Genomic DNA, 25,329 nt, shown 5'->3' on the forward strand with positions numbered 1-25,329 from the left:
AACTTGGGCATTCCTGCGCGGCAGCCGCCGCGCATGGCTCAGGATGCTCCGGTGCATCTTCCGCGCAGACTCCTGCCCGCCCTCGTCGCCGTGAGCGGCGTCGCCCTGCTCGCCGGCTGCTCGACGCCCGCCTCGACGAAGGCCTCGTCCTCGCCCGCGGCGTCGTCGTCCTCCTCGGCGTCCGCGTCGACGGCGGCGGACCTCGCGTGCCCCGCCTCGGGCTCCGCCTCCGACGCCGTGAAGGTGACCGGCTCGGGCAGCAGCGAGCCGAAGGTGTCCTTCCCCGCGCCGACGACCGTCACGACGACGCAGCGCACGACGATCACGAAGGGCGACGGCGCGACGGTGCAGCAGGGCGACAGCGTCAGCCTCGCCTACGTGATGTACGACGCGAAGTCCGGCAAGAAGCTCGACAGCCGCGGCTGGTCGGCGAAGAGCCGCGTCGTGTTCCCGGTCGACGCCGCGCAGGTGCTGCCCGGCTTCGCGGCCTCGGTGGTGTGCGCCAAGGAGGGCGACCGCATCGCCTCCGTCATCCCCGCCTCCCTCGCCTTCGGCTCGACCGGGTCGGAGCAGATCCCGGTCGGCGGCGGCGACTCGATCGTGTTCGTCGCCGACATCGTCGGGCTCTCGCCCACGAAGGCGACCGGTGTCTCGAAGCCGCTGCCCTCGGGCTTCCCGAAGGTGACCCTGGCGAGCAACGGCACGCCGAGCGTGAAGATCCCCGCGACGAAGGCGCCGACGTCGCTGAAGATCGCGGACAGCAAGGTCGGCACCGGTGCGACGGTGAAGGACAAGGACACCGTGACGGTGCAGTACCAGGGCGTGCTCTGGCGCACCGGCGGCATCTTCGACCAGTCGTGGGGCAAGAGCGGCCCGACCAGCTTCGCGACGAACCAGGTCGTGAGCGGCTTCGGCAAGGCGCTCGTCGGCCAGAAGGTCGGCTCGCAGGTCGTCGCCATCATCCCGCCGGCCGAGGGCTACGGGAAGACGGGCAGCACCGACGGCTCGATCAAGGGCACCGACACGATGGTGTTCGTCATCGACATCCTGGCCACCGCCTCGAAGTGACCTGCGCCTAGGGTTCCTTGGCGTGGCTTCGGAGCATGCGTACGCGCTGACCGCCGAGTGGACCGGGGACCGCGGCGGCGGCACGACCGGGTACCGCGAGTACGGACGGAACGTGGTCCTGCGGGTCGACGGGAAGCCGGAGCTGCTCGCCAGCGCCGACACCCCGTTCCGCGGCGACGCGGACCGCTGGAACCCGGAGGAGCTGCTGCTCGCGGCGCTCAGCGAGTGCCACCTGCTGTCCTACCTCCACGTCGCCGTGCAGCACGGCGTCGTGGTCACCGGCTACACCGACGCGGCGACCGGCGAGATGACGGTCACCCCGGACGGCGCCGGCCGGTTCACCCGCGTGGACCTGCACCCGACGGTGACGCTCGCCGACGAGTCGCAGCGGGAGCTCGCGGACTCGCTGCACGGGCAGGCCAACCGGCTGTGCTTCATCGCCAACTCGGTGTCCTTCCCCGTGCACCACAGCCCGGTGGCGCCGGCATGACCGCGCGGCGGCGGATCCTGCTGCTCGGGTCCACGGGCTCGATCGGCACGCAGACGCTCGACGTGATCGCGGCGAACCCCGACCGGTTCGAGGTCGTGGGCCTGGCCGCCGGCCGGAACCGCGCGCTGCTCGAGCAGCAGGCGGAGCGCTTCGGCGTGCGCGCGCTCGCGCAGGGGACGGAGGAGGCGGAGGCGCTCGTCCGCGACGTCGAGGCCGACGTCGTGCTGAACGGCATCACGGGCGCGGCGGGGCTGCGCCCGACCATCGCGGCGCTGCGGACCGACGCCGTGCTCGGGCTCGCGAACAAGGAGTCGCTGATCATCGGCGGCCCGGTCGTCAAGCCGCTCATGGCGCCCGGGCGCGTGCTCCCGGTCGACAGCGAGCACTCCGCCATCGCGCAGTGCCTCGTCTCCGGCTCCCACGACGAGGTGCGGCGCCTCGTGCTCACCGCCTCCGGCGGCCCGTTCCGCGGCCGCAGCCGCGACGAGCTGCGGTCGGTCACGCCCGCGCAGGCGCTCGCGCACCCGACCTGGGACATGGGCCTGATGGTCACCACCAACTCCGCGACCCTCGTGAACAAGGGCCTCGAGGTCATCGAGGCGCACCTGCTGTTCGACGTGCCGTTCGAGCGGATCGACGTCGTCGTGCACCCGCAGTCGATCGTGCACTCCATGGTCGAGTTCACGGACGGCGCGACCATCGCCCAGGCGTCGCCGCCGGACATGCGGCTGCCGATCTCGCTCGCCCTCGACGCGCCGCACCGGATCCCGCACGTCGGCGCACCGCTCGACTGGACGACGGCGCAGTCGTGGACCTTCGAGCCGCTCGACGACGCGGCGTTCCCCTCCGTGACCCTCGCGAAGGTCGTCGGCGCGGCCGGCGGCACCCGGCCCGCGGTGTTCAACGCCGCGAACGAGCAGGCCGTGCACGCGTTCCACGCGGGCCGGCTGGCGTTCCTCGACATCGTGCCGCTGATCGAGGCGGTGCTCGCGAGCGTGCCGGAGGCGTCCGGGACGCCGGACCTGGAGGCGGTCCTCGACGCGGACCGGCAAGCGCGCGCGGCCGCCGACGCCGTCATCGCCCGCGGCTGAACCGCTCAGCAGGTTCATAGCGCGCCTCCGCCGGGTCGCGCCCCGCTGCTCGGGGCGGCACGTACCCTGTCCGCCGTGACCGCGCTGCTCTTCCTCCTCGGCGTGCTCGTGATCGCCGTCGGCGTCGTCGTCTCGATCGGGCTGCACGAGGTCGGGCACCTCGTGCCCGCCAAGCTCTTCGGCGTCCGGGTGACGCAGTACATGATCGGCTTCGGGCGGACCGTGTTCTCGCGCCGACGCGGCGAGACCGAGTACGGCTTCAAGGCGATCCCGCTGGGCGGCTACATCTCGATGGTGGGGATGTTCCCGCCGGCGAGAGCCGGGCGGCGCGAGCGGCTGTTCCAGGGGCGGCCGCCCGCCACCGTCGGCGAGGCCGTCGAGGGCGCCGTCGAGTCGGTCGAGGCGCCGTCCCGCGCCCGCACCGCCTCCACCGGCTTCTTCAACACGCTCGTGCAGGACGCCCGCGACACGAGCCAGGACCAGATCGAGCCGGGGGAGGAGCACCGCGCCTTCTACCGGCTGGCCGTCTGGAAGCGCGTCGTGATCATGCTCGGCGGCCCGTCGGTGAACCTCGTGCTCGGCGTCCTCTGCACCGCGATCCTGCTGATGGGCTTCGGCACGCTGACCCCGACGACGACCGTCGCGTCGATCTCGCAGTGCATCGTCCCCGCGACCCAGACCCGCGACACCTGCACGGCCTCCGACCCGGCGGCGCCCGCCGCGGGCACCGCGCTGAAGCCCGGCGACCGCATCACCGCGATCGACGGCGCGCCCGTCAGCACCTGGACCGACGTCACCGACGTCATCCGCCGCTCCGCCGGCCGGCCGCTCGAGCTGACCGTCGCCGCGAAGGCCGGCGGCACGGAGCGGATCCGGGTCACGCCCGCCACGAACACCGTCGCGGTCGTCGACTCCCTCGGTCGCGTCGTGAAGGACGCCGACGGGTCCACCCGCACGCAGACCGTCGGGTTCATCGGCATCACCTCGACGGAGGCGCTGCAGCAGCAGCCCGCCTCCGCCGTCCTCCCCGCCGTCGGGAACAACATCACCGCCGTCGCCGGCGTGATCATCAACCTGCCCGCGCGTCTCGTCGGCGTCGCGCAGGCCGCGTTCGGCTCGGGCGAGCGCGACCCGAACGGGCCGATCAGCGTCGTCGGCGTCGGCCGCGTCGCCGGCGAGATCGCCGCGAACCCGCAGATCACCGTCACCTCGAAGCTGGCGAGCCTCATCGGCATCCTCGGCAGCCTGAACATCGCGCTGTTCGTGTTCAACCTGATCCCGCTGCTGCCGCTCGACGGCGGGCACGTGATCGGCGCCCTCTGGGAGGGGCTGCGGCGCAGCATCGCGAGGCTGTTCGGCCGTCGCGACCCGGGGCCCGTCGACACCGCGAAGCTCATGCCGCTCACGTTCGCGGTGTCGATCCTGCTCGGCGGCATGAGCCTGCTGCTCATCTACGCGGACCTGGTGCACCCCATCCAGCTGTTCTGAGCTCACAGCCGGTCGCCTCGGGCGGGCGGCGTCCCGTCCTCGGGGCTTCGGGCGCAGGTCGGGCGGCGTGCGCAGCCGTGCACCTGCTTCCCCGTACGCTGAAGTGTTCCAAGGAGGTGCCGTGCCCGCACTCAACATCGGCATGCCGAAGCCCGTTCCCGAGGTGCTCGCGCCCCGGCGCAAGTCGCGCCAGATCAAGGTCGGGAAGGTGCTCGTCGGCGGCGACGCACCCGTCAGCGTGCAGTCGATGACCACGACGCCGACGCCGAACATCAACGCGACCCTGCAGCAGATCGCCGAGCTGACCGCCTCCGGCTGCGACATCGTCCGCGTGGCCGTCCCCTCCCGGGACGACGCGGAGGCGCTGCCGATCATCGCCAAGAAGAGCCAGATCCCGGTCATCGCCGACATCCACTTCCAGCCGAACTACGTGTTCGCCGCGATCGACGCCGGCTGCGCCGCCGTCCGCGTGAACCCCGGCAACATCCGGAAGTTCGACGACCAGGTCGGGAGGATCGCCGCCGCGGCGAAGGCCGCCGGGGTGTCCATCCGCATCGGCGTGAACGCCGGCTCCCTCGAGCCGAGCATCATGGAGAAGTACGGCAAGGCCACGCCGGAGGCGCTCGTCGAGAGCGCCGTCTGGGAGGCGAGCCTCTTCGAGGAGCACGACTTCCACGACTTCAAGATCTCGGTGAAGCACAACGACCCGGTGATCATGGTGAAGGCGTACCGCCTGCTGGCCGAGCGGGGCGACTGGCCCCTGCACCTCGGCGTCACCGAGGCCGGCCCCGCGTTCCAGGGCACGATCAAGAGCGCCACGGCGTTCGGGATCCTGCTGTCCGAGGGCATCGGCGACACGATCCGCGTCTCGCTGTCCGCCCCGCCCGTCGAGGAGGTCAAGGTCGGCCTGCAGATCCTGCAGTCGCTGAACCTCCGCGAGCGCAAGCTCGAGATCGTCTCCTGCCCGTCCTGCGGCCGCGCGCAGGTCGACGTCTACTCGCTCGCCGAGAACGTGACGACGGGGCTGGAGGGCATGAGCGTGCCGCTGCGCGTCGCGGTCATGGGCTGCGTCGTCAACGGCCCGGGTGAGGCGCGCGAGGCCGACCTCGGCGTCGCCTCCGGCAACGGCAAGGGCCAGATCTTCGTCAAGGGCCAGGTCATCAAGACCGTGCCGGAGGCGGACATCGTCGCCACCCTGATCGAGGAGGCGAACCGCCTCGCCGACGAGATGGGCCCCGGCGGCCCCACCGGCACGCCCGAGGTCGTCACCGTCTGATCGCCGCCGGTCCGCGGGCCCGAGCGGAATGCGCCTCGAACCAGGGGTTCTGCGTACGCGCACCCGGCTGCGAGGATGCTTGCCGGCCCTCGCCACCTAGAAGGGCCCACCCGCGGATTCGGGGGAATCCTTGATCATCTCGTCCATCACGGGCATCGGGAACGGCCACAAGACGGTCGCTCCGACGTCAACCACGCCCGCGACGACCACGTCCACGACGCCTGCGACGACTTCGTCCACGACGCCTGCCACGTCGACGACGACGAGCACGACCGCGCCGGTCGTCGCGACGCCGACGACCACCGCGTCGAGCACGACGGCGCCGACCGCGACCGCGACCGCTCCGACCACTCCGGTCGCGACAGCGACCCCGCCGACCACGACCACCCCGGTCGTGACGACGAAGCCGGGGACGACCTCGACGCCCGTGGTCCTCCCGACCGCGTCGAGCGCGGCGACCGCCCTGCCGACACCGGTCGCGGCGACCGCCGAGGTGCTCGTGCAGCGCACGACGCGCACCATCGGGTCGGCGGGCGACGCCCGCGCCGTCGCGCTCTACGCCGAGCTCGCCGCCGTCACCACCGCGGTCGCCCACGGCCTCTCGACCGCCCCGGCGGCCGCGCCGGCGCCGACCCCCGAGGCGGTCGCCGTGCGCCAGCGCGGCAGCGATCTGCACCTCGGTGCGGCGACGCAGGCGGCGGCGCGCACCACGGGGCTGCTCGCCGATCTGCAGTCCGTGCTCGACGGCGTGCACGCGCAGGCCGGTCAGGGCCTGGACCGCGGAGTCGTCGAGCAGCTCGTCCTGAAGCTCTGAGCGGCCCCCGCTCTGGGGGCCCGCGCCGCCTGCCGCACCGCGCGGGGCCGCCCTAGCCTGGGACTCCAGCGCGGCCCGAACGCCCGCTCCGCCCGGCCCCGATCGCCCGCACGATCGGGGCCGCGGCGCTGTCCGGGGCCCGTTCAGAGCAGCTGGCGAGCGTTCGCCTTCGCCAGGTCGATCAGCTCGTCGCCGCGCCCGGAGAGCACCGAGCGGATCGCGTAGAGCGCGAAGCCCTTCACCTGCGCGGGCGCGATGGTCGGCGGGATCGACAGCTCCTGCCGCTCCAGCACCACGTCGAGCAGCGCGGGACCGTCGTGCGCGAGGAACTCGTCCATCGCGCCCGCCAGGTCCTCGCCCCGCTCGACCCGGAATCCGCGCACGCCGATCGCCTGCGCGATGCGCGAGAAGTCGGGGTTCTCCAGCTCCGTGCCGAAGTTCACGATGCCGGCGGCCTTCATCTCGACCTCGACGAAGTTCAGCGACGCGTTGTCGTAGACGACGACCTTCACCGGCAGCCGCAGCTGCACGGCGGTCAGCAGCTCGCCGAGCAGCATCGCCAGGCCGCCGTCCCCGGCGAGCGCGATCGCCTGCCGCGACCGGTCGACGGCCAGCGCCCCGAGGGCCTGCGGCAGCGCGTTCGCCATGCTGCCGTGCGAGAACGAGCCGATCAGCCGGCGCCGCCCGTTGGTGTGCAGGTAGCGCGCGGACCAGGTGACCGGGGTGCCCACGTCCGGCACGAAGACGGCGTCGTCGGCGGCCTTCTCGTCGAGCAGGGCCGTGAGGTGCTGCGGGTGGATCGTGCCGGTCGTCGGCTCGGCCAGCTCGTCCATCGACCTGCGCGTGCGCCGGTAGTGGTCGAGCGCGGTCTCGAGGTGCTTCCGGTCCGTCTTGCGGACCAGCCGCTCGACGAGCGCGGCGCACGTCTCGCGCACCGTGCCCCGCAGCCCGACCTTCAGCGCCGCCCGCCGTCCGAGGTGCGCGCCGCGGACGTCCACCTGCACGACATCCGCGTCCTCGGGGATGAACTGCGGGTACGGGAAGTCGGTGCCGAGCATCAGCACGACCTCGCTGCTCTCCATCGCCCGGTAGCCGGAGGAGAACCCGAGCAGGCCCGTCATCCCGACGTCGAACGGGTTGTCCCACTCGATGTGCTCCTTGCCGCGCAGCGCGTGCACGATCGGGGCGCCGAGCGCGTCGGCCACGGCGAGCACCTCGTCGTGGGCGCCCGCGGTGCCCGCGCCGGCGAGGATCGTCACCTTGCCCGCGCCGTTCAGGACCGCCGCCGCCTGATCGAGCTGGGCCGCGCTCGGCACGATCGCGTACTGCGTCGGCTCGATGCGCGTCACCCGCTTCGCGTGCGCGGTCGACTCGAGCAGGGTGTCGCCGGTGAGCACGAGCACCGCGACGCCGCCCTCCTCGACGGCCGCGCGGATCGCGAGCTCCAGCAGCCGCGGCATCTGCTCGGGCGTCGTCACCAGCTCGCAGAACACGCTGCACTCGCGGTAGATGCGCTCCGGGTGCGTCTCCTGGAAGTACTGGGTCCCGACCTCGCTCGACGGCACCTGCGACGCGATCGCGAGCACCGGGGTGCGCGAGCGCTGGGCGTCGAAGAGCCCGTTGATGAAGTGCAGGTTGCCCGGGCCGCACGACCCGGCGCAGACGGCGAGGCCGCCCGAGATCTGCGAGTCGGCGGAGGCGGCGAACGCCGCGGCCTCCTCGTGGCGGACGTGCATCCACTCGACGTCGTCGTGCTGACGGATCGCGTCCGTCAGCCCGTTCAGCGAGTCGCCGGGGAGGCCCCAGACGCGGCGGACGCCGTTGACGGCGAGGACGTCGATGATCTGCTCTGCGATGGTCGGCACGGCGCCAGTGTGCGCCTCGCCTCCCTGCGGGCTCCCGGGTACCGGAGGGCGAGGGGCTGGGACGGCCCCTTCACTACACTCCTGGTCCGTGGTCACGCGCATGAGCCGGCTGTTCCTCCGCACCCTGCGGGAGGACCCCGCCGACGCCGAGTTCCTGAGCCACAAGCTCCTCGTCCGCGCCGGGTACATCCGCCGCCAAGCGCCCGGCGTGTTCGCGTGGCTGCCGCTCGGGCTGAAGGTCAAGGCGAAGGTCGAGGCGATCGTCCGCGAGGAGATGGACGCCGCCGGTGCGCAGGAGGTGCACTTCCCGGCGCTGCTGCCCGCTGAGCCGTACCAGCTGACCGGGCGCTACGACGAGTACGGCGACGACATCTTCCGGCTCAAGGACCGCAAGGGCGCCGACTACGTGCTCGCGCCGACGCACGAGGAGGCGTTCGCGCTGCTCGTGAAGGACCTGTACTCGTCGTACAAGGACCTGCCGCTCACGATCTTCCAGATCCAGGACAAGTACCGCGACGAGGCGCGGCCCCGCGCCGGCCTCCTGCGCGGCCGCGAGTTCACGATGAAGGACGCCTACTCGTTCGACATCGACGACGCGGGCCTCGACGCCTCCTACGACGTGCAGCGCGCCGCCTACGAGCGGGTGTTCGCCCGGCTCGGGCTCGAGTACGCGATCGTGTCGGCGCACGCCGGGGCGATGGGCGGCTCGCGCAGCGAGGAGTTCCTGCACCCGACCCCCATCGGCGACGACACCTTCGTGCGCTCGCCCGGCGGGTACGCCGCGAACGTGGAGGCGTTCCGCACGCTCGCGCCCGCCCCCTCCGACCCCGCGGGCCTCGCCTCGGCTACGGTGTTCGACTCGCCCGGCACGCCCACGATCGCCACGCTCGTGGATTTGCTGAACGAGCGGCACCCCCGCGACGACGGCCGGCAGTGGGCCGCGAGCGACACGCTGAAGAACGTCGTCCTCGCGCTCACCCACATCGACGGCACGCGCGAGCTCGTCGTCGTCGGGATCCCCGGCGACCGGGAGGCGGACCTGAAGCGCGCGGAGGCCGCCTTCTTCCCCGCGCTCGTCGAGCCCGCCACCGAGGAGGACTTCGCCGCCCGCCCCGGGCTCGTGAAGGGCTACATCGGCCCCTGGTCCGCGGCCGGGCCCGTGCTCGGCGAGGCCGGGTCCGCGAAGGTCCGCTTCCTCGTCGACCCCCGCGTCGCCGACGGCACCGCCTGGGTGACCGGCGCGAACGAGCCGGAGCGGCACGTGCTCTCGCTCGTCGCCGGCCGCGACTTCGTCGCCGACGGCACCGCCGAGGTCGCCGAGGTCCGCGCCGGAGACCCCGCGCCGGACGGCTCGGGCCCGGTCGAGCTGGCGCGCGGCACCGAGATCGCGCACGTCTTCGCGCTCGGCCGCAAGTACGCCGACGCGCTCGGCCTCAAGGTGCTCGACCCGAACGGGAAGCTCGTCACCGTGACGATGGGCTCCTACGGCATCGGCGTCACGCGCAACCTCGCCCTGATCGCCGAGGCGAACTCGGACGACAAGGGCCTCGTGTGGCCCCGCACGATCGCGCCGTTCGACGTGCAGGTCGTCGCCACCGGCAAGGACGAGGCGGTGTTCGAGGAGGCGGAGCGCATCGGCCGCGAGCTCGAGCAGCGCGGCGCGGACGTGCTGGTCGACGACCGCCGCGCCTCGCCCGGTGTGAAGTTCAAGGACGCGGAGCTGCTGGGCGTCCCGACGATCGTCGTCGTGGGCAAGGGGCTCGCCGAGGGCGTCGTGGAGGTCTGGGACCGGGCGTCCGGAGAGCGCAGCCAGGTGCCGCTGACGACCGTGGTCGACGACGTCGCCGCGGTGCTCGAGGGCTGAGGCGGTGCGCCTCCCGCCCATCGCGTGGGCCGGGATCGTCGCGGTCGTCGTCCTGGCCCTGGCGATCGCCGCCGGGCTGCTGACCGGCCCGGGCCCGCAGCCCTCCTGCACGCCCTCGGCCGGCGCGACGACCACGCCGAGCGCGTGCGCCACCTCGACCCCGACCGCCACCCCCTGAGCGCCCTCGACCCCGCGCCGAGGCTCGTCGCGACCGACCTCGACGGCACCCTGCTGCGCAGCGACGGCACCGTGTCGGCCAGGACGGCGCGCGTGCTGGCGGCGCTCGAGGACCGAGGCGTGCCCGTCGTGTTCGTCACCGGTCGGCCGACGCGCTGGATGGAGGTCGTGCGGCGGCACGTCGGCGGGCACGGCCTCGCGATCTGCTCGAACGGCGCCGTGGTGCTGCGCCTCGCCGACGACGCCGTCGAGCTCGTGCGGCCGTTGACGGAGGAGGCGGGCACCGCGGTCGTCGGCGCCCTGCGCGCCGCGATGCCCGAGGTCCGCTTCGCGATCGAGTCCGTCGAGGGGTTCGGCAAGGAGCCCGACTACCCGGCGACCCATCCGACGCCGCCCGGTTCGCCCGTCGAGCCGATCGACCGGCTGCTGCGCCGCCGGCCCGTGAAGCTGATGGTGCGGCACCCGACCCTCGGACCGGACGCGTTCCTCGCCGTCGTCGACGAGCTGGCCGCCGGCCGCGCGGTCGCCACGCGCTCGGGCACGACGGCGATGGTCGAGCTGAGCGCGGCCGGCGTCACGAAGGCGTCCACGCTCGAGCTGCTCTGCGACCGGTTCGGCGTCGCGGCGCACGAGGTCGTCTCGTTCGGGGACATGCCGAACGACCTGCCGATGCTCGCCTGGGCCGGTCGGTCCTTCGCCGTCGGGGACGCGCACCCCGCACTCGACGCCGTGGTCACCGACCGCGCGCGTTCGAACGACGAGGACGGCGTCGCCGTCGCGCTCGAGGCGCTCTTCGGCCTCTGACCGCGGGCGTCAGACCCCGGCGGGCACGCGGGAGCGGACCGCGCTCGAGCCGTCGGGCAGGCGCTCGACGTGCAGCCCGGCGGGGATGTCCTCCTGCATCGCCTCGACGTGGCTGATCAGGCCGACGGTGCGGCCGCCCGCGCGCAGCGAGTCCAGGGTCTCCATCGCCGTGTCGAGCGTGCGCCGGTCGAGCGACCCGAAGCCCTCGTCCACGAACAGCGTGTCGAGGCGGACGCCGCCCGCCTCGGCGGACACGACCTCCGCGAGGCCGAGCGCGAGGGCGAGGGAGGCGAGGAAGGTCTCGCCGCCGGACAGGGACGCGACGGGCCGCGGGCGCCCGGTGTGCTCGTCGAGCACCTCGAGCCCCAGGCCGCTGCGGGCCCCGCGGTACGCGACGCCGTCGTCGTGCTGCAGCGTGAACCGGCCGTCCGTCATCGCGCTGAGCCGCACGTTGGCCGCCGCGACGATCTGCTCGAGCCGGGCCGCGAGCACGTAGCTCTCGAGCCGCATCCGCAGCGCGTTGGACCCGCCGCCCCGCACCACGTCGGCCAGGGGGCCCACGACCTCGAGCTGCGCGCGGTCCTCGGCCATGGCGCCGTCCGCCGCGGCGATGCCGTCGGCGAGGCGCCGGGCGTCGGCCGAGCGCACCCGCGCGGACGCCGAGCGGTCCGCCGCCGCGTCGCGGGCGAGCAGCGCCGCGGTCTTCGTCGCGCCGGCCGCGTCGACGTCGACCGGCTCCTCGGGGGCGCCGGCCACGTCGCGATCGGCCAGCTGCGCCGTCGCGCCGTCGCGGGCGGTCTCCCACGCGCGCACCCGCCGCTCCAGCTCGATGCGCCGGTCCGCCGGCAGCGCGGCGGCCCGCGCCGATGCGGCGTCGGGCACGCCGGCCTCCGCGAGCGCGGTCCCGAGCCGGCGCCGGGCGTCCTCGTCGGCGTCCGCGGCCGTCGCGCGGCGCCGCAGCGCGGTCTCGACGGCGGTGAGGGCCGTTCGGCGGGCGCGGAGCCCGGCGGCCTTCGCGGCGACCGAGGGCGCGTCGCCGCGCGCGGTCGCGATGCGCGCCTCGGCGCCGTCGGCGGCGGCCCGCGCGGCGGTGTGCGCCTCGGACCGGTCGGCGAGCGCGGTCCGGGCCGACGCCACCACCGCGTCAAGGCGATCGGCGCGGGCGTCGAGGTCCGCAAGCAGCCCCGTCGCGGCGTCCCGCTCGGACTCGGCCGCCCGGGCGGCGTCGAGCGCGAGCTGGGCGGCGCGGACCGACTCGGCGGCCGAGGAGGGGGTCGCGCCGTCCGCGGTCGCCGCGGCCGCGGCGTGCTGCGCCCGTGCGGCGGCCGCCGCGGTGCTCGCCGCCGCCCGCCGGTCGGCTGCCGCCTGCTGCACCCGCTCGGCCGCCGTGATCGCCGCCTCGTCGGGCGTCTCGGCCGCGGCGTCCGCCGGCGCGGGATGGTCCAGCGAGCCGCAGACGGGGCACGGGGCGTCCGGCCGCAGCTCGGCCGCCAGCAGGCCCGCGGCGCCGGCGAGCCGCGCCGCCACGAGGCGCCGGGTGCGCGCGAGGGCGTCCTGCTCGTCGGCGAGCGCGCGCTCGAACGCGAGGTCGGTGCGCTGCACGAGCGCGAGCGCCTGCTCGGTCGCGGCGACCGCCTCCACCACACGGCGGGCGCGGAGGACCTCCGCCTGCGCAGCGGACGCTCCCGCTGCTGCGGCCTCCGCCCGCGAGCGCTGCTGCTGCAGCTCGTCGCGCCGCGCGGGCAGGGCCGCGACCTCCTCGAGCGCCGCCGCGAGCTGCGCCTCCGCCCGGGACCGGGCCTGCTCGGTGCCGGTGACGGCGGTGCGCAGGCGGGGGAGGTCGCGCTCCTCCGCGAGGCGCTCGGCGAGCGCGCCCAGCAGGCCGTCGAGGTCCGCTCCCGCGGCCGCGGGATCCGGCACGTCCTCGCCGAGGGCGTCGCGGGAGCGCGCGACCTCCTGCTCCGCCGCCGCGAGCTCGGCCGCCGCGCGGCCGGCCGCGTCCACGGCGGGCAGCACCGGCAGCACGCGCACCGCCTCGGCGATGCGGGAACGGGCCGCCTCGTCGGCGTCGCGGTCGGCGTCGAGGCGCTCGAGCGCCGTGCGCGCCGCGGCGCGGCGGCGCTGCAGGTCCTGCACCGCTACGGCGGCCGCCGCCGCCCGGTCCGCGTCCGCGAACGCGCCGCGCGCGGTCTCCGCCTCCGCGGCACGGGACGCCGCGGCGACCGCGAGGCGCTCGGCGACCTGCTGCGCCCAGGCCGCGTCCGCCGCCTCGGGAAGGTCCTCGTCCGCCAGGTCGCCGAGCCGTGCGAGGTCCGTCTGCAGCGCGGCGGCCCGCACGCCCACGGCCTGCTCGAGCACCTTCGCGCGCTCCGCGATCTCGGCCTCGAACCGCTGGAACCGCTCCGTGCCGAACAGGGCGCGCAGCAGACCGAGCCGCTCGTCGGTCCTCGCCTTCAGGAACTCCTGGAAGCGGCCCTGCGCGAGCAGGATCACCTGCAGGAACTGCTCGCGGGTCAGCTGCAGCACGGGCTGCAGGTGCTCCGCGACATCGACCGGCCTGGCGGCGACGCCGACCCAGCCGTCGCCCTCCCGCCGCTGCAGCGTCGCCGCCTGCGGCTCCTTCGTCGTGCCGGAGCCGCGCTGCTTCGGCCGCTCGTACTCGGGGGAGCGGACGATCCGCCAGCGCTCGCCCGCGACGGTCAGCTCGAGCTCGACGCGGGTGGGCGCACCGACGGCGGCGTGGTCGCTGCGCAGCCGCGCCTGGGCGCCGTCGTACCGCGGGGCGGTGCCGTAGAGGGCGAAGCAGATCGCGTCGAGGATCGTGGACTTGCCGCTGCCCGTCCTGCCGGTGATGAGGAACAGGCCCGCCTCGTCGAGCGGGGCGAAGTCGATCTCCTGCCGGGTCGCGAACGGGCCGAAGCCCTCGATGACGAGCCGCTGGATCCTCACGCGGCGCGCTCCGCGGCCTGCACGGCGGTCAGCACCTCGGCGACGAGCGACGACTCGGCGTCGCTGGGTCCGGCGCCGGCCCGCACGTGCTCCAGGAACCCGGCGATCAGCTGCGCGTCGGGCAGGCCCGCGGTGCGCTCGCCGTAGCTGCGGGCGTCGGCGGGCCGCACCCCCTCGGGCCGGTGCTCGAGCCGGGCGACGAACGGGAACCGCTGCCGCAGCTTCGCCATGGCGTCCTGCTGCCGCACCGGGTCCGTCAGCACGGCCTGGATCCAGTCCTGCTCGCGGTCGGCGAGGGCCGGGTCGGCGAGCAGGTCGGCGAGCGCTCCCGTGATCTCGCTGAGCCGGCGCGGCACCGGCAGGTCCAGCCACGCGACCTGCCCGAGGCCGTTCGCGTCGAGGTCCACCAGCCACGCGCCCCGCAGCGGCGACGTCTCGCCGAAGGAGTAGTGCAGCGGCGCGCCCGCGTAGCGGACGTGCTCCGCGAGGCGCATCCGGGAGTGGAGGTGCCCGAGCGCCGCGTAGGCGATCGGCGCCTCCTCCGTGCCGTCGAACACGGCGGCGGGCACCACGTCGAGCCCGCCGGCCGTGATGTCCCGCTCGCCGCCCGCCGCCTGCGGCACCACGCCGGCGGAGGCGAAGCAGTGCGCGAGCACGACCGCCCGGTTGCCGCGCGCCGCGACCGCGGTCCGCACGCGGTCCATGGCGGCCTGCAGCGCCTCCGCGTGCGTGCGCCCGCCGACGATCAGCGGCTCCAGGTAGGGGATGCCGAAGACGTCGACCGCGCCGTGCTCGTCCTCGAGCCGCACGGGCGTCTCGAGCGCCTCGGCGCGGGTGACGACGTGTACGCCGCCGGCCGCGGCGAAGGGCGCCTGGTGGCCGAGGCGCGCCGCCGAGTCGTGGTTGCCGCTCGTCATCACCACGGTCGCACCGGCCGCGCGGATCGCGAGCACCGCCTCCTCGAACAGCTCGAACGCCGCCGCCGCCGGGGTGGCGGAGTCGAAGACGTCGCCGGCGACGAGCACCACGTCGACGTGCTCGCGCCGCACCGCCGCCGCGAGCTCGAGCAGGACGCCGCGCAGGGCGTCGAGCGTCGACGAGCCGTGGAAGGTCCGGCCGATGTGCCAGTCGGAGGTGTGCAGCAGGCGCATGCCGCGCACGGTAACGGGGCGGTCGGACACCGCCTCCGGGCGCTCAGGCCGCGGGGACCGCGATCCGCAGGTCCATGGAGGCGACGCGCTGCGGCACGTCGACGAACGCGGCGGCGCGTTCGGGGGAGGCGGCCCAGGCGGCGTCGAGGCGGGCGAAGGCCTCGCCGTCGCCCTCCGCGGACACCGCCCAGACGAACTCGTCGGTCTCCGGCACCACCCAGGCGGACTCGAGAACGAAGCCGTAGGCGACCCGCGCGGGCAGCAGCCGTGAGCGCCACCACGCCGTGAACGCGGCCATCTCCCCGTCGACGATGCGGTACCGCCGCAGCTGCACGGTGCGCTCCTGGCTCATGGGGATCCTCCAGATGCTCGATCAGGCGCTGCTAGCGTAGGGGGGCCCGATTCGCGGGCGCTCGAGGCCCGGAGGGACGCCATGGAGATCGATCTCGCCGTCCTCCGCATGATGGAGCGCGAACGGGAGATCCCGTTCGACGAGCTGCTGCGCATCATCGAGGCGGCCATCCTGACGGCCTACCTGAAGCACACCGACCGGCCGGAGCACGCGCCCGCCGGCACCCCGACGCCCCGCGTCGAGATCGACCGGAAGTCCGGCAGGGTCACCGTCTACGTGCCCGAGCTCGACGACGAGGGCGAGCAGGTCGGCGAGGCGGTCGACGACCCGCAGGACTTCGGCCGCGTGGCCGCGTTCGCGGCGAAGCAGGTCATCAACCAGCGCCTGCGCGACCTCGGCGACGAGCGCATCCTGGGCGAGTTCAAGGGCCGCGAGGGCGACATCATCGCCGGGGTCATCCAGCAGGGGCCGAACCCGCGCATGGTGCACGTCGACCTCGGCTCGATCGAGGCGATCCTGCCCCCCGAGGAGCAGGTGCCGGGGGAGACCTACACGCACGGCGAGCGCATCCGCGTCTACGTGACGAGCGTCTCCCGCGGGCAGAAGGGGCCGTCGATCACGGTCTCGCGCACGCACCCGGCGCTGGTCCGGCGGCTGTTCGCGCTCGAGGTGCCCGAGATCGCCTCAGGCGTCGTCGAGATCACCGCGATGGCGCGGGAGGCGGGGCACCGGTCGAAGGTGGCCGTGCGCGCCACCCAGCCCGGCATCAACGCCAAGGGCGCGGCGATCGGCGAGCTCGGCGCCCGCGTGCGCGCGGTGTCGGCGGAGCTCGGCGGCGAGAAGATCGACATCGTCGACCACTCCGACGACCTGGCGACCTTCGTCGCGAACGCGCTGTCGCCGGCGCGCGTGACGAGCGCGTTCCTGCTCGACCGGGGCTCGAAGGCCGTGCGGGCCCTGGTGCCCGACTACCAGCTGTCGCTCGCGATCGGCAAGGAGGGGCAGAACGCCCGCCTCGCCGCCAAGCTCACGGGCGCGAAGATCGACATCCAGCCCGACAGCATCCTCGAGCAGGACTGACGCGACCGATCGGTCGGGTCGGGGAACACGACCGGACGGATCGGCGTTCACCTCCATCGGACGGGACCTCCGCCGCCTCGCGGCGGCGGGTACACTCGTCCGAGGGCGGCCACGGCTGCCGTCCTTCCACTGCCGCTCCGTTCGGGGGCGCGCAGTTCCCACCACGCGAAGTGGAACAGGCACATGGACCAGCGATGAGCGACTCGAGATGAGACCCGCACCGCAGTAGCGGCCTGCCCTGTCCGGGCAGGCCTGGACAGGAGAGAAGTGGCGAAACCACGCGTCCACGAGATCGCGACCGACCTCGGGATCGACACGAAGCTCGCACTCGCGAAGCTCAAGGAGATGGGCGAGTTCGTCAAGGGCCCGTCGTCGAGCGTCGAGCCCCCGGTGGTGCGCAAGCTGCGGGCGAAGCTCGCGGCGGATGGCATCACGACCGCCGGCGCCCCGGCGGGACCCCGCCCGGGCGCGCCCATGGCGGGCCGCCCCGCAGCACCGGGCGCCCGACCCGCGGCACCCGGACCCCGCCCGACGGCCGCGCCGTCGCAGTCGGCGCCCGCTGCCGCCGCACCGGCCCCGCAGCAGCCGGTCGCCCAGCGGCCCGCCGCGCAGCAGGCCCCCGCGGCCGAGCGTCCCGCGGCGTCCGCGACCCCCGCGGCGCAGGCGACCCCCGCTGCGGCGGCTCCCGCCCCGCAGCAGCCCGCCGCGCAGCGCCCGTCGCCGAGCGGTGACGTCGAGCGCCCCGTGCAGGACCGCTCGTCCGCGCCGCGTCCCGGCGGGGCCGCCCCCGGCGCCGCGAACCCGGGCACCGCGCCCTCGGGGAGCATCCCGCGTCCCGGCGGCGCCCCGCGCCCCGGTGCGCCGCGCCCCGGCAACAACCCGTTCGCCTCCAGCCAGGGGATGGGCCGTCCGAGCGCCCCGCGCCCGGGCAACAACCCCTTCGCCTCCAACCAGGGCATGGGCCGTCCCGGCGCCGGCGGCGGCGCGAGCGGCGCGATCCCGCGTCCGGGTGCCCCGCGTCCCGGTGCGCCGCGTCCCGGTGCACCTCGTCCGGGCGCTCCGCGTCCCGGCGGGCCCGGCATGGGCGCCCCGCGTCCGGCCGGCTTCGGTCAGCGTCCGAACTTCCAGCGTCCCGGCGGTGCCGGCGGTGCGGGTCGTCCCGGCGGCGCGCCCGGTGCGGGCGGCTTCCAGCGCCCGGCCGGCGGCTTCAGCGGTCCCCGCCCGGGTGGCGGCGGTCGCGGTCGCGGTCCCGGCGGCGGCACCGCGGGTGCGTTCGGCAAGGGCGGCGGCAAGTCCCGTCAGCGCAAGTCGAAGCGGACGAAGCGCGCAGAGTTCGAGATGCGGAGCGCCCCGAGCCTCGGCGGCGTCAGCGTCCCCCGCGGCGACGGCAACGCCGTCATCCGCCTGCGTCGCGGTGCGTCCATCACGGACTTCGCCGACAAGATCGACGCGAGCCCCGGCAACCTGGTGACCGTGCTGTTCCACCTCGGTGAGATGGCGACGGCGACCGAGTCGCTCGACGAGGCCACCTTCCAGGTGCTCGGCGAGGAGCTCGGCTACAAGATCCAGATGGTCTCTCCCGAGGAGGAGGACCGCGAGCTGCTCGACGGCTTCGACATCGAGTTCGAGTACGACGAGGACGACGAGGACCTGGAGATCCGGCCCCCCGTGGTCACGGTCATGGGTCACGTCGACCACGGCAAGACGAAGCTGCTCGACTCGATCCGCAACGCGAACGTCGTCGCGGGCGAGGCCGGCGGCATCACGCAGCACATCGGTGCCTACCAGGTGTGGAAGGAGCACGAGGGCAACGAGCGCGCCATCACTTTCATCGACACCCCGGGTCACGAGGCGTTCACCGCCATGCGTGCCCGCGGTGCGCAGGTGACGGACCTCGCGATCCTCGTGGTCGCCGCCGACGACGGCGTCATGCCGCAGACGGTGGAGGCGCTGAACCACGCCCAGGCGGCCGGCGTGCCGATCGTGGTCGCGGTGAACAAGGTCGACAAGGAGGGGGCGAACCCCTCCAAGGTCCGCCAGCAGCTCACCGAGTTCGGCCTGGTCGCGGAGGAGTACGGCGGGGACACCCTGTTCGTCGACGTCTCGGCCCGCAACGGCACCGGCATCGACGAGCTCATGGAGGCGGTCCTGCTGACCGCCGACGCCGGGCTCGACCTGCGTTCGAACCCGAACCGCGACGCGCGCGGCGTGGCCATCGAGGCCCGCCTCGACAAGGGCCGCGGTGCGGTCGCCACCGTCCTCATCCAGACCGGGACGCTCCGCGTGGGCGACTCGATCGTGGCGGGCACGGCCTACGGCCGCGTCCGTGCGATGACGGACGAGAACGGCCAGGCGATCGCCGAGGCGTACCCGTCCCGAGCCGTCCAGGTCCAGGGCCTCTCCTCCGTCCCGCGAGCCGGCGACACCTTCCTCGTCACCGAGGAGGACCGCACGGCCCGTCAGGTCGCGGAGAAGCGCGAGGCCGCCGAGCGGAACGCGTCGCTGGCGAAGGCCCGCAAGCGCATCTCGCTCGAGGACTTCATGGGTCAGATCGAGGCCGGCAAGGTCGACTCGCTGAACCTGATCATCAAGGGCGACGTGTCCGGTGCCGTCGAGGCGCTGGAGGAGTCGCTCCTGAAGATCGAGGTCGACGACAGCGTGCAGCTGCGGATCATCCACCGCGGCGTCGGCGCCGTCACCGAGTCGGACGTGAACCTGGCGACGGTCGACAACGCGATCATCATCGGCTTCAACGTGCGCCCCGACCCGAAGGCCCGCGAGCGGGCCGCTCGCGAGGGCATCGACATCCGCTTCTACTCGGTGATCTACTCCGCACTGGAGGACGTCGAGCAGTCGCTGAAGGGCATGCTCAAGCCGGAGTTCGAGGAGGTCCAGTCGGGCCTCGCCGAGATCCGCGAGATCTTCCGCTCGTCCAAGGTCGGCAACATCGCCGGTGTCATCGTCCGCAGCGGCACGATCACGCGCAACGCGCGTGCCCGGGTCATCCGCAATGGCGTCGTGGTGGGGGACAACCTCCAGATCGACTCGCTGCGCCGCTTCAAGGACGACGTCACCGAGGTGCGGACGGACTTCGAGTGCGGCATCGGCCTGGGTCGCTTCAACGACATCCAGATCGGTGACGAGATCGAGACGACCGAGACCAAGGAGAAGGTCCGGGCGTAGTCCCGCTCATGTTCGCGGATACGGGGATTCGGCTTCGCCGGGTCCCCGTATCCGTGCACCGCACGACCAGAAGGAGAGAAGTGGCTGACCACGGCAGGGCTGCGAAGCTCGGCGACAGCATCAAGGAGATCGTCGCGAAGCGGCTCGAGAAGGGCCTCCGCGACCCGCGTCTCGGGTTCGTGACGATCACCGACGTGCGGATGACGGGCGACCTGCAGCACGCGAGCATCTTCTTCACGGTCTACGGCACCGAGCAGGAGCGCGAGGACTCGGCCGCGGCCCTGAAGGCCGCGACGGGCCTGCTGCGCACGGAGGTGGGCCGCAACATCCACGCGCGCCTCACGCCGACGCTGGAGTTCATCCCCGACGCGATCCCGGAGAACGCGGCGCACGTCGCGGACCTCCTGGCGCAGGCGCGGGAGCGCGACACCGCGGCGCGTGCGCTCGCGGAGGGCGCGCAGTACGCCGGCGAGGCCGACCCCTACGTGAAGCCGCGCGAGGCCGACGAGGAGTGAGCGGCAACCGGGCCCAGCGCCGGGCGGCGGCCGCACGGCCGACGCTCGAGAACCGGTACGGGTCGCGCGGCCAGCGCCGGGCCCTCGGTCCGGCGCTGATCGGCGCGCTCGTGCTGCTCGGCGGGCTGCTGCTCGTCGGGCAGGAGTCGTACCTGGTCATCCGCTTCGCGGTGAGCATCCTCGCCCTGATCACGGCCGTGTTCGTGTGGCAGTCGAGGAAGTGGGCCTGGCTGCCGGTGCCGGTGGTCGTCGCGGTGCTCTGGAACCCCGTGCTGCCCTTCGACTTCTCGGGCCAGCCGTTCCGCGTGGGCCACGTCGTCGGCGCCGCGGCCCTGCTGCTGGTCGGCGCCGTCGTCCGGTACACGCCGCCGAAGGACTGACCGCCGCCTCCCGCGCCGGCTCGACGCGGCGTCCCTGATCTGACGGAGCGCGGCGTCGACGGAGGGACAGGGCGTCGATCGAGGGGTCGCGCCGGTCAGGCGGGGAGCGTCCAGCCGCCCTCGGCGCGGGTCGCGAGGCCGTCGCGCTCGAGCCCGACGAGGATGCGGGAGCGCACCCCCGGATCGGGCAGCACCGCCGCGAGCTCCGCCTCCGCGACCGGCACGTCGCTCGCGCGCAGCTCCGCCATCACCCGGCCGCGCAGCTGCCGGTCCGATCCCTCGAACCGCGCCTGCCGCCGCGGAGGCGGGCCGTCGTGCGCCGGGGAGCCGGCGAGGCGCCAGGCGCACACCGCCGCGAGCGGGCACTCGTCGCAGCGCGGCGAGCGGGACGTGCAGACGACCGCGCCGATCTCCATCATCCCGGCGTTGAACGCCCGCTGCTCGACGAGGTCGTCGGGCAGCAGCGCGGCCATCGCGGGCAGGTCCCGGCGGGCTGCGGGCGCCTCCGGCTGCGCGACGCCCTGCACGGCCCGCGCGATCACCCGCCGCACGTTCGTGTCCACGACGGGGTGCCGGTGCCCGTGGGCGAAGACCGCGATCGCGCGCGCGGTGTAGTCGCCGATGCCGGGCAGCGCGAGCAGCTCGTCGACGTCCTCGGGCACGACGTTCCCGTGCCGGTCGGCGATCGCCGTCGCGCAGGCGTGCAGGGCGAGCGCCCGCCGCGGGTAGCCGAGGCGGCCCCACGCGCGGAGGACCTCGGCCGGCGGCGCCGCGGCGAGGTCGGCCGGCGTCGGCCACCGGCGCAGCCACTCCTCGAGGATCGGCACCACGCGGGCGACCTGCGTCTGCTGCAGCATGAACTCCGACACGAGCGTGCCCCAGGCGCTGAAGCCCGGCCGGCGCCACGGGAGGTCCCGCGCGTGCACCGCGAACCAGTCGGTGACGAGGGCCGGGTCGAGCGCCGTCATCCGAGCCGCTTCTCGAGCAGGACGCGGTCGACGCCGTTGAGTGGCCGCCGGCCGACCTCCGTGTAGCCGCGCCGGACCCAGTGCGCGAGCGCCTCCGTCATCCGCGCGTCCGTCTGCAGCCGCACGGTGTTCGTGCCCGACTCGATCGCGGTCAGCTCCGCCCGGTCGAGCAGCGCGGCGCCGACGCCGCGGCCCTGCTCCTCCGGCGCCACCGCCAGGATCTCGACGAGCACGTGGTCGGGGTGCGGCCAGAGCACGAGCACGCCGACGACCCGGTCGTCCCGGGTCGCGACGACGGCGGCGAGCGCCCAGACGACGGTCTCCCAGTCGACGGGAGGAGCGGAGCGGGCGCCGGTGCGTGCGGTGAACGGGGCGAACGCACCCGCGACGAGCGTCCGCAGCGCGGGCACGTCGGCGCCCCGCGCGGCGCGCACCCGGGTCCCCGACATCGGCTCCGAGCGTAGGCGGCTACCGTCGCAGGCATGGCCCGATGGCAGCCCGAGCGGGCCGACGTGATCGCCGAGTACGCCCGCGAGATCCTCGACGTGCACCCGCGCGGCCGGCTCGTCGTCGGCCTCGACGGGATCGAGCACCCGGCCGCCGGCGAGCAGCCGTCCGGCCGGGAGGCGTTCGCCGCCGACCTCGCCGCGGCGGTGCAGGCGGAGGGGGTGCCGGCGCGCGCCGTGCCGATGGGCCGCTTCGCGCTGCCGGACGCCACGACGCCCGAGCGGTTCTTCGACGAGGCCGGCTTCCGGGCCGACGTGCTGACGCCCTACCGGCGGGGCGGGCTGGACGGGCTGGAGGCGGACCGCGCGGTCCTGGTCGTGTCCGGCCCGTTCCTGCACTTCGGCGACCTCGCGGGCGTCTGGCACACCAGCGCCTGGCTGCAGGTCCCGCGGGCGGCGGCGCTCGAGCGAGACGGGGCACGGCTGCCCGGCGTCGACCTCGCCCCCTGGACCGCGCTCGTCGACCTGGCGTTCCGCCGTCTCGACGCCCGCAAGCTGGCGAACGCGTCGTTCGACCTCGCCGACGCCGCCCACCCGCGCCGCCGGTTCGAGGACGCCTGCTGATCAGCCCACCAGCCGCCTCCCGGCCTCGTCGGGCGGCAGGAAGCCGCCGGTCGCCTCGATCCGGTGCACCAGCTCCACGATCCGGCGGTTGACCGGGGTGGGCACGCCGAGGCGCTGCCCGGCCTCGACGACGGCGCCCGACAGGTGGTCGATCTCGCTCGGCCGGCCGCGGCGGATGCTCTGCAGCGTGCTGCCCGGATTCGGCACGTCGCCCATGCGCTGCAGCACCCCGCGCCGCAGCACGCGGGCGGCGAGCGGCAGCGGCAGCAGCAGCAATGTCCGCAGCAGGCCGGGGGAGAGCGCGGGCAGGCCCGTGAGCCGCACCCCGTCGGCGCGGGCGACGCGGATCGTCTCCCGCATCGCCGCGGCGACCGCGGCCGTGAGCGGGGCCGAGCGCAGCGCCTCCTGCAGTCCGATCCCGGTGACGGCGGGCGCCGCGTTCAGCTGGTTGACCACGAGCTTCGACCACTGCACGCCCGCCAGGTCGGGCGCGGTGCGCACCGCGACGACCGACCCGAGCAGGTCCGCAGCGGTCCGCAGCGCCGTGTCGGAGGCGGAGTCGCGCGCCAGCACGGTGACGCCCGGGGCCGTGACCGTGACGACGCCGGGGGAGAGGTAGGAGGCCGCGATCATCGAGGCCGCGCCGATCAGCGGCGAGTCCGGCAGCGCCTCCCGCAGCGCCTGCGGGCCGCGCACCCCGTTCTGCACCACGACGACGGGCACCCCCGCCAGCGCGGCGGCGTTCTGCGCGGCCGCCGACGCCGCGTCCTGCGCCTTGACCGCGAGGAATGCGAGCTCCGGCGGTTCGGCGAGCGCCGGCAGCGCCGCGATGCGGGCGAGCGCGTCGCCGTAGCCGCCCTCGAGCCGCAGCCCGTGCTCGCGGATCGCGTCGAGCTGCGCGCCGCGGGCGGTCACCACGACCTCGTGGCCCGCCCGGTCGAGCAGGGCCGCGAAGGTGCCGCCGAGCGCTCCGGCGCCGATGATGCCGATCCGCACGAGGAGAGCGTAGGCAGTCGCGGATGGGACGATGGAGGGGTGACGACCGGCCTCCTCCTCCTGGACAAGCCGCTCGGCCCGACCTCCCACGACCTCGTGCAGCGCACGCGTCGCCTCGCCGGCACGCGCCGGGTCGGCCACGCGGGCACGCTCGACCCGGCCGCGAGCGGGCTGATGATCCTCGGCGTGAACGGCGCGACCCGGTTGCTGACCTACCTGGTCGGGCTCGACAAGACGTACGAGGCGACGATCCGGCTCGGCACCGCCACGACGACCGACGACGCGGAGGGGACGCCGGTCGGCGAGCCCGCGACGGTCACGGAGGCGGTGCGCGCCCGCATCCCGCAGGAGGTCGCCGCGCTGACCGGCGCGATCGACCAGGTGCCCTCCTCCGTCAGCGCCGTGCACGTCGACGGCCGCCGGGCGCACGAGCTGGTGCGGGCGGGCGAGGCGGTCGACCTGCCGTCGAGGCGGGTGACGATCCGCCGGTTCGAGGTCCTGGCGGTGCGCGACGACGAGCTCGACGTCGTGGTCGACTGCTCCTCCGGCACGTACATCCGCGCCCTCGCCCGCGACCTCGGCGCCGCGCTCGGCGTCGGCGGGCACCTCACCGCGCTGCGGCGGACCCGCGTCGGCCCGTTCGACGTCGCCGACGCGCCGCCGCTGGAGGAGCCCCTCGCGCTGCGCAGCCCCGCTGCGGTCGCCGAGGCGCTCTTCCCGGTCCTGCACCTCGACGACGCGCAGCGCATCGCGCTGCAGCAGGGGAAGCGGCTGCCGACGGAGCTGCCCGACGCCCCCGTCGTCGCCGCGCTCGCCGACGGCGTGCTCATCGGGCTCGTCGAGGTGGCCGCGGGCCGCACGCGCGTGCTCATGAACCTCCCGCCCGAGCAGGTCGCCCCGTGATCGCCGGCTTCACCACGGCCGCCGTCGTCGTGGCCGCGATCGCCGCGGTGCTCGGGGTCGCGCTGGGGCTCGCCGGCCGCAAGCCCTCCGACCTCTCCCTCGCCGGCCCGGCCCTGGTCGAGCTGCTGCTGCTCGCCCAGCTCGTGATCGCGATCGTCGCGCCCTTCACGGGCAACGAGCCCACCGGCAACCCCGTCGAGTTCTACGCCTACCTGATCTCGGCGCTGATCATCCCGCCCGCCGCGATCTTCTGGGCGCTGACGGAACGGACGCGGTGGTCCGTCGTGGTGGTCGGGATCGCCTGCTTCGCGGTGGCCGTGATGTTCGTCCGGATGCAGATCATCTGGACCGTGCAGGGCGCCTGATCCCGCACGAGCGGCCGTCGGCCGCGTGGGAGGATCGTCGGGCGATGACCGAGACCCGAACCGCCCGGCCGAAGACCAGCGGCGCCGGTCGCACGCTGATCGTCTTCTACTTCATCATGACCATCGCGGCGCTCGCGCGGAGCATCTTCGAGATCGTCTCCCACTTCTCCGTGGCGCCGCTCGCCTACCTCCTGTCGCTGTTCGCCGGCATCGTCTACCTGATCGCGACGATCGCCCTGGTCACGCCCGGACGTCCGGCGTTCCGCGTGGCGCAGATCGCGATCACCATCGAGCTCGTCGGCGTGCTCGTGGTCGGGGCGCTGTCGGTCGTCGACCTGTCGCTGTTCCCGTTCTCCGGCGACCGCAGCACCGTGTGGGCCTACTTCGGGCTCGAGTACCTGCTGATCCCGCTCGCCCTGCCGATCCTGGGGCTGCTGTTCCTGCGCAGCCAGCGGGCCGTCTTCGCGAAGGAGGCGTGAG

The 25,329-nt window shown here is 74.6% G+C and carries 25 protein-coding genes; 17 read left to right on the top strand and 8 right to left on the bottom strand.

Annotated elements, in window-relative coordinates; genetic code table 11:
- Nucleotides 1–51: 51 nt before the first annotated feature.
- From ABEA53_RS03110 to ispG, 5 genes are all read left to right on the top strand, one after another.
- Nucleotides 52–1,068 (top strand): FKBP-type peptidyl-prolyl cis-trans isomerase, encoded by a 1,017-nt coding sequence (locus ABEA53_RS03110; protein ID WP_345479477.1) that lies wholly within the window; start codon nucleotides 52–54, stop codon nucleotides 1,066–1,068.
- A gap of 22 nt (nucleotides 1,069–1,090) precedes the next feature.
- Nucleotides 1,091–1,558 carry an OsmC family protein gene (locus ABEA53_RS03115; RefSeq protein ID WP_345479478.1) on the top strand — a complete coding sequence of 156 codons (468 nt, stop codon included), beginning with the start codon at nucleotides 1,091–1,093 and terminating at the stop codon, nucleotides 1,556–1,558.
- The gene (locus tag ABEA53_RS03120) at nucleotides 1,555–2,649 is read left to right on the top strand and encodes a 1-deoxy-D-xylulose-5-phosphate reductoisomerase (RefSeq protein ID WP_345479479.1); all 1,095 of its coding nucleotides are present in this window, start codon (nucleotides 1,555–1,557) and stop codon (nucleotides 2,647–2,649) included. Before ABEA53_RS03115 ends, ABEA53_RS03120 begins: the two co-directional genes overlap by 4 nt.
- Before the next feature lie 75 nt (nucleotides 2,650–2,724).
- Nucleotides 2,725–4,137, top strand: coding sequence for a M50 family metallopeptidase (locus tag ABEA53_RS03125; protein ID WP_425550585.1), 1,413 nt, complete (start codon nucleotides 2,725–2,727; stop codon nucleotides 4,135–4,137).
- Nucleotides 4,138–4,279: 142 nt separating this feature from the next.
- Complete coding sequence (gene ispG, locus ABEA53_RS03130; protein ID WP_345479675.1) at nucleotides 4,280–5,413, top strand: flavodoxin-dependent (E)-4-hydroxy-3-methylbut-2-enyl-diphosphate synthase; 1,134 nt, start codon at nucleotides 4,280–4,282, stop codon at nucleotides 5,411–5,413.
- A gap of 96 nt (nucleotides 5,414–5,509) precedes the next feature.
- Here the strand turns inward: ispG and ABEA53_RS03135 are convergent, their stop codons facing one another.
- Complete coding sequence (locus tag ABEA53_RS03135) at nucleotides 5,510–5,923, bottom strand: hypothetical protein (RefSeq protein WP_345479480.1); 414 nt, start codon at nucleotides 5,921–5,923, stop codon at nucleotides 5,510–5,512.
- Here ABEA53_RS03135 and ABEA53_RS03140 point away from each other — a divergent pair.
- A complete protein-coding gene (locus ABEA53_RS03140) occupies nucleotides 5,913–6,227 on the top strand; it encodes a hypothetical protein (protein ID WP_345479481.1) in 315 nt (104 codons plus the stop codon). The two genes, ABEA53_RS03135 and ABEA53_RS03140, sit on opposite strands and share 11 nt — an antisense overlap.
- Before the next feature lie 143 nt (nucleotides 6,228–6,370).
- Here ABEA53_RS03140 and poxB read toward each other — a convergent pair whose 3' ends face one another.
- Nucleotides 6,371–8,092, bottom strand: a complete 1,722-nt coding sequence (gene poxB / locus ABEA53_RS03145; protein ID WP_345479482.1) for a ubiquinone-dependent pyruvate dehydrogenase — start codon at nucleotides 8,090–8,092, stop codon at nucleotides 6,371–6,373.
- An 88-nt stretch (nucleotides 8,093–8,180) separates the two neighbouring features.
- On the opposite strand from poxB, the gene ABEA53_RS03150 reads away from it, so the two are divergent.
- The 3 genes from ABEA53_RS03150 to ABEA53_RS03160 are packed head-to-tail and all read left to right on the top strand — an operon-like array spanning nucleotide 8,181 to nucleotide 10,937.
- Entirely contained in the window at nucleotides 8,181–9,956 is a 1,776-nt protein-coding gene (locus tag ABEA53_RS03150) for a proline--tRNA ligase (RefSeq protein ID WP_345479483.1), read from the top strand.
- Nucleotides 9,957–9,960: 4 nt separating this feature from the next.
- Nucleotides 9,961–10,134, top strand: coding sequence for a hypothetical protein (locus tag ABEA53_RS03155; protein ID WP_345479484.1), 174 nt, complete (start codon nucleotides 9,961–9,963; stop codon nucleotides 10,132–10,134).
- Nucleotides 10,101–10,937 carry an HAD family hydrolase gene (locus tag ABEA53_RS03160; RefSeq protein WP_345479485.1) on the top strand — a complete coding sequence of 279 codons (837 nt, stop codon included), beginning with the start codon at nucleotides 10,101–10,103 and terminating at the stop codon, nucleotides 10,935–10,937. Before ABEA53_RS03155 ends, ABEA53_RS03160 begins: the two co-directional genes overlap by 34 nt.
- Nucleotides 10,938–10,946: 9 nt before the next feature.
- Here ABEA53_RS03160 and ABEA53_RS03165 read toward each other — a convergent pair whose 3' ends face one another.
- The 3 genes from ABEA53_RS03165 to ABEA53_RS03175 are packed head-to-tail and all read right to left on the bottom strand — an operon-like array spanning nucleotide 10,947 to nucleotide 15,389.
- Entirely contained in the window at nucleotides 10,947–13,886 is a 2,940-nt protein-coding gene (locus ABEA53_RS03165) for an AAA family ATPase (RefSeq protein ID WP_345479486.1), read from the bottom strand.
- Nucleotides 13,883–15,037, bottom strand: a complete 1,155-nt coding sequence (locus ABEA53_RS03170; RefSeq protein WP_345479487.1) for an exonuclease SbcCD subunit D — start codon at nucleotides 15,035–15,037, stop codon at nucleotides 13,883–13,885. The genes ABEA53_RS03165 and ABEA53_RS03170 overlap by 4 nt, the downstream gene beginning before the upstream one ends.
- Nucleotides 15,038–15,080: 43 nt before the next feature.
- Entirely contained in the window at nucleotides 15,081–15,389 is a 309-nt protein-coding gene (locus ABEA53_RS03175) for a hypothetical protein (RefSeq protein ID WP_345479488.1), read from the bottom strand.
- An 81-nt stretch (nucleotides 15,390–15,470) separates the two neighbouring features.
- Here ABEA53_RS03175 and nusA point away from each other — a divergent pair, with 81 nt between their 5' ends.
- The 4 genes from nusA to ABEA53_RS03195 all read left to right on the top strand — a co-directional run bounded on the left by nusA (nucleotide 15,471) and on the right by ABEA53_RS03195 (nucleotide 20,547).
- Nucleotides 15,471–16,469 carry a transcription termination factor NusA gene (gene nusA / locus ABEA53_RS03180; RefSeq protein ID WP_345479489.1) on the top strand — a complete coding sequence of 333 codons (999 nt, stop codon included), beginning with the start codon at nucleotides 15,471–15,473 and terminating at the stop codon, nucleotides 16,467–16,469.
- A 267-nt stretch (nucleotides 16,470–16,736) separates the two neighbouring features.
- On the top strand, nucleotides 16,737–19,652 hold the full coding sequence (gene infB / locus ABEA53_RS03185; protein ID WP_345479490.1) for a translation initiation factor IF-2: 2,916 nt from the start codon (nucleotides 16,737–16,739) through the stop codon (nucleotides 19,650–19,652).
- A gap of 80 nt (nucleotides 19,653–19,732) precedes the next feature.
- On the top strand, nucleotides 19,733–20,167 hold the full coding sequence (gene rbfA, locus ABEA53_RS03190) for a 30S ribosome-binding factor RbfA (protein WP_345479491.1): 435 nt from the start codon (nucleotides 19,733–19,735) through the stop codon (nucleotides 20,165–20,167).
- Nucleotides 20,164–20,547 carry a DUF6804 family protein gene (locus ABEA53_RS03195; RefSeq protein ID WP_345479492.1) on the top strand — a complete coding sequence of 128 codons (384 nt, stop codon included), beginning with the start codon at nucleotides 20,164–20,166 and terminating at the stop codon, nucleotides 20,545–20,547. The genes rbfA and ABEA53_RS03195 overlap by 4 nt, the downstream gene beginning before the upstream one ends.
- A gap of 95 nt (nucleotides 20,548–20,642) precedes the next feature.
- Here ABEA53_RS03195 and ABEA53_RS03200 read toward each other — a convergent pair whose 3' ends face one another.
- Both ABEA53_RS03200 and ABEA53_RS03205 read right to left on the bottom strand, forming a co-directional pair.
- The gene (locus tag ABEA53_RS03200) at nucleotides 20,643–21,515 is read right to left on the bottom strand and encodes an HhH-GPD family protein (RefSeq protein ID WP_345479493.1); all 873 of its coding nucleotides are present in this window, start codon (nucleotides 21,513–21,515) and stop codon (nucleotides 20,643–20,645) included.
- Entirely contained in the window at nucleotides 21,512–21,964 is a 453-nt protein-coding gene (locus ABEA53_RS03205; RefSeq protein ID WP_345479495.1) for a GNAT family N-acetyltransferase, read from the bottom strand. Before ABEA53_RS03205 ends, ABEA53_RS03200 begins: the two co-directional genes overlap by 4 nt.
- A gap of 33 nt (nucleotides 21,965–21,997) precedes the next feature.
- Here ABEA53_RS03205 and ABEA53_RS03210 point away from each other — a divergent pair, with 33 nt between their 5' ends.
- Complete coding sequence (locus tag ABEA53_RS03210) at nucleotides 21,998–22,585, top strand: nucleoside/nucleotide kinase family protein (RefSeq protein ID WP_345479496.1); 588 nt, start codon at nucleotides 21,998–22,000, stop codon at nucleotides 22,583–22,585.
- Here ABEA53_RS03210 and ABEA53_RS03215 read toward each other — a convergent pair whose 3' ends face one another.
- Nucleotides 22,586–23,581, bottom strand: coding sequence for a ketopantoate reductase family protein (locus ABEA53_RS03215; RefSeq protein ID WP_345479497.1), 996 nt, complete (start codon nucleotides 23,579–23,581; stop codon nucleotides 22,586–22,588).
- Between the two features lie 39 nt (nucleotides 23,582–23,620).
- Here ABEA53_RS03215 and truB point away from each other — a divergent pair, with 39 nt between their 5' ends.
- From truB to ABEA53_RS03230, 3 genes are read left to right on the top strand one after another with little or no spacing between them, the layout of a single operon-like run.
- Complete coding sequence (gene truB / locus ABEA53_RS03220; protein WP_345479498.1) at nucleotides 23,621–24,484, top strand: tRNA pseudouridine(55) synthase TruB; 864 nt, start codon at nucleotides 23,621–23,623, stop codon at nucleotides 24,482–24,484.
- On the top strand, nucleotides 24,481–24,849 hold the full coding sequence (locus tag ABEA53_RS03225) for a hypothetical protein (RefSeq protein WP_345479499.1): 369 nt from the start codon (nucleotides 24,481–24,483) through the stop codon (nucleotides 24,847–24,849). The genes truB and ABEA53_RS03225 overlap by 4 nt, the downstream gene beginning before the upstream one ends.
- A 44-nt stretch (nucleotides 24,850–24,893) precedes the next feature.
- The gene (locus ABEA53_RS03230; protein WP_345479500.1) at nucleotides 24,894–25,328 is read left to right on the top strand and encodes a hypothetical protein; all 435 of its coding nucleotides are present in this window, start codon (nucleotides 24,894–24,896) and stop codon (nucleotides 25,326–25,328) included.
- Nucleotide 25,329: the final 1 nt, after the last annotated feature.

Source organism: Amnibacterium soli (genome assembly GCF_039544415.1).
In the GTDB taxonomy this organism is placed as follows: Bacteria; Actinomycetota; Actinomycetes; order Actinomycetales; family Microbacteriaceae; genus Amnibacterium; species Amnibacterium soli.